The organism is Pseudonocardia sp. KRD291, assembly GCF_019263595.1.
In the GTDB taxonomy this organism is placed as follows: Bacteria; Actinomycetota; Actinomycetes; order Mycobacteriales; family Pseudonocardiaceae; genus Pseudonocardia.
In genome coordinates this window covers 1-3,769 of sequence record NZ_JADQDD010000423.1, presented here as the reverse complement: position 1 = coordinate 3,769, position 3,769 = coordinate 1, and the positions used below count along the sequence as shown (strand labels likewise).

Annotated in this window: 5 protein-coding genes; 4 read left to right on the top strand and 1 reads right to left on the bottom strand. The window is 73.1% G+C overall.

What is annotated here, in order from left to right:
- Window positions 1–16 precede the first annotated feature (16 nt).
- From tsf to I4I78_RS31095, 4 genes are all read left to right on the top strand, one after another.
- A complete protein-coding gene (tsf, locus tag I4I78_RS31110) occupies window positions 17–832 on the top strand; it encodes a translation elongation factor Ts (RefSeq protein WP_218615085.1) in 816 nt (271 codons plus the stop codon).
- Between the two features lie 194 nt (window positions 833–1,026).
- A complete protein-coding gene (gene frr / locus I4I78_RS31105) occupies window positions 1,027–1,584 on the top strand; it encodes a ribosome recycling factor (RefSeq protein ID WP_218615082.1) in 558 nt (185 codons plus the stop codon).
- Window positions 1,585–1,588: 4 nt separating this feature from the next.
- Window positions 1,589–2,512 (top strand): phosphatidate cytidylyltransferase, encoded by a 924-nt coding sequence (locus I4I78_RS31100; RefSeq protein WP_374225956.1) that lies wholly within the window; start codon window positions 1,589–1,591, stop codon window positions 2,510–2,512.
- A gap of 4 nt (window positions 2,513–2,516) precedes the next feature.
- The gene (locus I4I78_RS31095; RefSeq protein ID WP_218615081.1) at window positions 2,517–3,263 is read left to right on the top strand and encodes a class I SAM-dependent methyltransferase; all 747 of its coding nucleotides are present in this window, start codon (window positions 2,517–2,519) and stop codon (window positions 3,261–3,263) included.
- A gap of 47 nt (window positions 3,264–3,310) precedes the next feature.
- Here the strand turns inward: I4I78_RS31095 and I4I78_RS31090 are convergent.
- Window positions 3,311–3,769 (bottom strand): Rieske (2Fe-2S) protein (locus I4I78_RS31090; RefSeq protein ID WP_226380782.1); only part of this gene is annotated, 459 nt, incomplete at its 5' end.

Genomic DNA, 3,769 nt, shown 5'->3' with positions numbered 1-3,769 from the left:
ACGAAGAGACACCGAGATGGCGAACTACACCGCCGCGGACGTCAAGAAGCTCCGCGACCTCACCGGTTCCGGGATGATGGACTGCAAGAAGGCCCTCGAGGAGTCCGAGGGTGACTTCGACAAGGCCGTCGAGCTGCTCCGCATCAAGGGCGCGAAGGACGTGGACAAGCGCGCCGAGCGCACCACGTCCAACGGCCTGGTCGTCGCCTCCGGCGGCACCATGGTCGAGCTGAACTGCGAGACCGACTTCGTGGCCAAGAGCGACGACTTCCTCTCCCTCGCCGACCAGATCCTGCAGACCGCGGTCGACCAGAAGCCCGCCGACGTCGACGCGCTGCGCAGCGCGAAGATGGACGACGGCACGGTGGAGGACGCGATTCAGGGGCTGTCGGCGCGGATCGGCGAGAAGCTGCAGCTCAAGCGCTACATCCACGTCGACGGCCCGGTCGCGGTCTACCTGCACAAGCGGGCCACCGACCTGCCGCCGGTGATCGGCGCGCTGGTCAGCTACGAGGGTGGCGACGACGAGACCGCCCGCGGCACCGCGATGCACATCGCCGCCGCGAGCCCGCGCTACACCACGCGTGACCAGGTCCCGTCGGACATCGTCGACAACGAGAAGCGCATCGCCGAGGCGACGGCCCGCGAGGAGGGCAAGCCCGAGCAGGTGCTGCCCCGCATCGTCGACGGCCGGGTGAACGGCTTCTACAAGGACGTCGTGCTGCTCGAGCAGCCGTCCGTGCAGGACCCGAAGAAGACCGTCAAGGCGCTGCTGGACGAGGCGGGCGTGACGGTGAAGGACTTCGTGCGTTTCGAGGTCGGCCAGGGCTGAGCCCTGTGACGGCCGGGACACGCCGGGCGGCGATCCCGCCCGGTGCTCCTCCCGGCCCGCCGGTCACCCGGTGCGGTGCCCCCGATCGGACGGGCACCGCACCGGGCCGGCCGGAGTGAGAGGATCGGTGCGCACGCGGCGCGGGGAACCGCCCGCGTGTGCAGGTGGACCACAGAGACGGACGGGGACATACCGTGATCGAGGAAACCCTCTTCGACGCCGAGGAGAAGATGGAGAAGGCCGTCACGGTGGCCAAGGACGACCTGTCGTCCGTGCGCACCGGGCGCGCGACCCCGTCGATGTTCTCCCGGGTGGTGGTCGACTACTACGGCGCCTACACCCCGCTCAACCAGCTCGCCTCGGTCTCGGTCCCGGAGGCCCGGATGGCGGTCATCAAGCCCTACGACGCCAGCCAGCTCAAGCAGATGGAGAAGGCGATCCGGGACTCCGACCTGGGCGTCAACCCCTCCAACGACGGACAGATCATCCGCGTGGTCATCCCGCAGCTGTCCGAGGAGCGCCGCAAGGAGATGGTGAAGGTCGCGCGCGGCAAGGGCGAGGACGCCCGCGTCGTGCTGCGCGGCCTGCGCCGCAAGGCGATGGACGAGCTGCAGCGGATCCAGAAGGACGGCGAGGCCGGCGAGGACGAGGTCGGCCGCGCCGAGAAGGAGCTGCAGGGCGTCACCGACCGCTACGTCGCCCAGATCGACGACCTGGTCAAGAACAAGGAATCCGAACTCCTCGAGGTCTGACCCTGTGACCTCCTCCCACGACGCCGCTGCCGCCGTCCCGGTGACCTCCGACCTCCCCGGTGCGGGTCCGCCGGGCGTGCCGGCGACGCCCGACGGCGCGGCGCAGCCGTCGAAGCGGGCCCGGCTGGGACGCAACCTGGTCGCCGCGATCGGCGTCGGCGTCGCCATGGGCGCGGTCATCCTGGCCAGCCTGCTGATCGTGGCGCAGGTCTTCGTCGGGGTGCTCGCGGTGTGCGCGGCGATCGCGACCTGGGAGCTGTCCGGCGCCCTGCGCCGCGGCGCCGACATCCGGGTGACGCTGCCGGTCCTGCTCGTCGGTGGTCAGGCGATCGTGTGGTCGGCCTGGCCGTTCGGCCTGCGCGGGATGGTGGTCGCGTTCGCCGCGACCGTGCTGGGCTGCCTGCTCTGGCGGATGCGGGCCGGTGCGGCGCACTTCCTGCGGGACATGAGCGCGTCGCTGTTCGTCGCCGCCTACGTCCCGCTGCTGGTGGCGTTCGCGGTGCTGATGACCGTCGCACCGGACGGCGTCGGCCGGGTGCTGACGTTCATGCTGTGCGTGGTCGCCTCGGACGTCGGCGGCTACGCCGCAGGTGTGGTCGCCGGCCGGCACCCGATGGCCCCGACGATCAGCCCGAAGAAGTCCTGGGAGGGCTTCGCCGGGTCGCAGATCGCCGGGATGGTCGCCGGTGGGCTGTGCGTGACGCTGCTGCTCGGCGGGCCCTGGTACTTCGGTGCGCTGACCGGGGCGCTGCTGGTGTGCACCGCGACCCTCGGCGACCTGGTGGAGTCGCTGGTCAAGCGCGACCTCGGGGTCAAGGACATGGGCACGATCCTGCCCGGGCACGGCGGTCTGATGGACCGGATGGACTCGCTGCTGCCGGCCGCGTTCGTGGCGTGGGCCGTGCTCGGCCTGATCGTCCCCGTCTGACGCCGTGGTCCGGACCTACCGGGGGTTCGGCGGCCGGCGCCGCACCGGCCCGACCATCCCCAGCCCGAACATCTGGAACTGGCCCGAGGTGTACGCGGCGGAGAACGCCGCCCAGGACGCCGACGGCGCGCTGTGGGCGGCCCTGTGGGAGGCCACCGGTGGCTGGGCGGGTGCCGACGTCGTCGACGTCGGGTGCGGCGACGGGTTCCACCTGCCGCACTTCGCCGCCGAGGCCGCGACCGTCGTCGGGGTCGAGCCGCACCCGCCGCTGGTCGAGCGCGGACAGCGGCACCGCGACGGCGACCGGGTGCGGCTGCTGCACGGGGGCGCGGAGGACCTGCCCCTGCCGGACGCCTCGGCCGACCTGGTGCACGCCCGCACGGCCTACTTCTTCGGCCCCGGCTGCGAGCCCGGGCTCGCCGAGGCGGACCGGGTGCTGCGTCCCGGCGGCACCCTGGTCGTGATCGACCTGGACTTCGACTCGCGCCCCTACGGCACGTGGCTGCGCCAGGACCTGCCGCGCTACGACGCGCCCGCGGTGGAACGGTTCTTCGCCCGGCAGGGGTTCGCACAGCGCCGGGTCGTCTCGACCTGGCGGTTCGCCGACCGCGCCACCCTGGAGGACGTGCTGCGGATCGAGTTCTCGCGGGCGACCGCCGCCCGCGCCGTGGACGACGTGCCCGCCCTGACGATCCGGGTCGGGTACCGGGTGCACACCCGTCGCCGCCCGGAGTCGGTACTGCTGCCCTGAGCCGGTATCGCCGTTCCGAGCGGGCGCCGTCGCCCGGGGCGCGTCGTTCAGGCCAGCGTGACGTTCTGACCGTTCACCGTGACGGCGCGGCGGGCCAGCGGGGTCGTCGCGGGTCCTTCCAGGACGGCGCCGTCGAGACCGAACCGGCTGCCGTGGCACGGGCAGATCACCGCGCCGTCCCGGACGGCGTTGACCTGGCAGCCCTGGTGCGGGCACACCGCGGACAGGCCCTGGAACGTTCCGGCGGCGGGCTGGGTCACCACGACCTGCTGGTCGGCGAACACGGCCCCGCCGCCCACGGGCACCGACGAGGCCGGCCCGAGCACGGTGCCGGGCGCGCCCTCGGGCAGGTCACCGCCGCCGGAACCGCCGCCGGAACCGCCGCCGGGCTGTCCGCCGGCCGCGGGGTCGTCGGAGCCGCCCGAGCTGCATGCGGCGACGAGGCCGACCGCCGCCACCCCGGCCCCGGCGATCGCGGCACGCCGGCCGATCGAGGGGCCACCCGG

Coding starts and splice junctions, on each gene's coding strand:
- tsf (WP_218615085.1), top strand. CDS start 17: ATGGCGAACTACACCGCCGCGGACGTCAAGAAGCTCCGCGACCTCACC.